We start from the raw sequence: 1,710 nt of genomic DNA, 5'->3' as shown, positions 1-1,710 counted from the left end.
TGCCCACTGAGCCCGTGACAGAACTCTGCGGTAAGTGGATGGTAGGCACTGTTAACCCCCAATGCCTGTACGTCTACAAACGTGATGCCCACAGCTGGCGTATGGAAAGGGGTGCAGATGCCGATAAACTGCACGCAAAACTTCTGCCTGACCTGCAATCATTACACGATGGACTTCTTGGACGTGCCAATATCGTTATCTGGGGAGTTTATGACCGTTTCACCTCGGGACATCTGCGAGCGGACGGAACGTTCAGTTTACCAAAATTAAAATTCTTCAATTTTTCCCGCATGGAACGCTACCCTGAACTGGTGCTCACCGGCTATAGCAAAGAAGACATCCAATGCTTTTGCGTTTACGACGATGCACAGATAAACATTTCCGACATCCTGTGGGAGAAGAGTCAGTGTGAAAAAGTATTGGAGCTTAAACCCTTGCCTCTGGTTGTCTATTGCCACCGCACAGGCTTTGCGCAGGTCTATTTTGATGATGAACTGGACAGTATACCGCTGTGCATGAATGAGCATTCTCTGAATGATATAGCATCCTCACAGGGCGTAGACCCAGACGATTTGAGAGCCGTTCTGAATCTGCTGCCAATGTCTTTGCGGGCAGAAGCAATGAGTTCAGAATTAAGCGTCCCACAAGAAGCAGAACCCGATGCCAGGCACAAATTACAACAGGCCATGGATCTGGTAAGTAATCCCTGTTCATACAGCTACGAGAAGCTCCTGGAATTAAAACAGGGCTTACCCATTCACCAGCATTTTTTTCATGAAGGAGGTTTTACATCATTGCTTAAAATGCTGCTTGTTTCCGAAATGCTCAGATACCAGAAGCCACAGCAGGAGCAAATTCAGAAACAGGAGGAAGCAGCTTACCGAATGTTTCAGCTGCTTGTGCAAAGTGGGGCAAGTCTGCGGAAAGATTGGTACAGGAGTTTCATCAACGGAATGATAGGTCTTGACTCTTTTATAATGCCACTGGGCATAATGAATTGCATGCTGGTTGCCTTTAGTCCATTTGAATGCATGACTTTGCCCCATCTCAGGAAGATACCTCTGACCGTCTGTCCGGGAGCCATTGTTGAATTTGACCGCATTTGCCAGAAACTGAGTCCACAACAACGGCAGGGCGCTTTGGAAAAAATATTGTGGGGATATGTGGAAGATTGTCGCCCCCCGACTCTTAATACCATCCAGACCTTCTTACTGGCACTGTTTCATTACGAGGCCTCTCCGGACAAAGGCGTTCTGAATCGTTTTAAAGCCCGATTTGCTCACCAATATCCTGAAGGTGAGAAGATTATTGATGATTTCTCTCTGAGTGATTATATCCAATGGCTTGAAAAGTTATGGCTGCAACGGGAAACGCATTCTTTCTACCGGAATTGGCCAGAGCATGTCCAGCAGGCTCAAAAGGACATCCTGGATCTGAAGCAATCTCTCGGTCTGGACGATTCTCACAACCTGGCGACACCCGAAACACCAGCGGTATTACAGTTTGTGGTGGATGCCTTTAGCAGGCCGCCGGTCTTGCCTGATAATGCCGGCGATAATCAAAAAACCATCCTGAAGGTTTTGCAGCATTATTACCGGCGTCCGGGACCGGAGCGGGTGATCCGGAGCATTGAAAGACAAACCTTGCCAACCGTTTGGAAACCGCTGCACAGCTGCAGCCATGTCCTGCGGGCCAGAAATAATGGTCACT

1 protein-coding gene is annotated in these 1,710 nt (G+C 48.1%); it reads left to right on the top strand.

Features of this window, described 5'->3' with window-relative positions:
* Positions 1 to 38: 38 nt before the first annotated feature.
* Positions 39 to 1,710: hypothetical protein (locus KDK17_RS07940; protein WP_257287786.1), on the top strand; the 1,672-nt coding region annotated here is incomplete at its 3' end.

This window comes from Endozoicomonas sp. SESOKO2, assembly GCF_024606245.1.
In the GTDB taxonomy this organism is placed as follows: domain Bacteria; phylum Pseudomonadota; class Gammaproteobacteria; order Pseudomonadales; family Endozoicomonadaceae; genus Endozoicomonas_A.
Note: the sequence above shows the minus strand (reverse complement) of the source record. Positions and strands in the feature narration are given on the sequence as shown.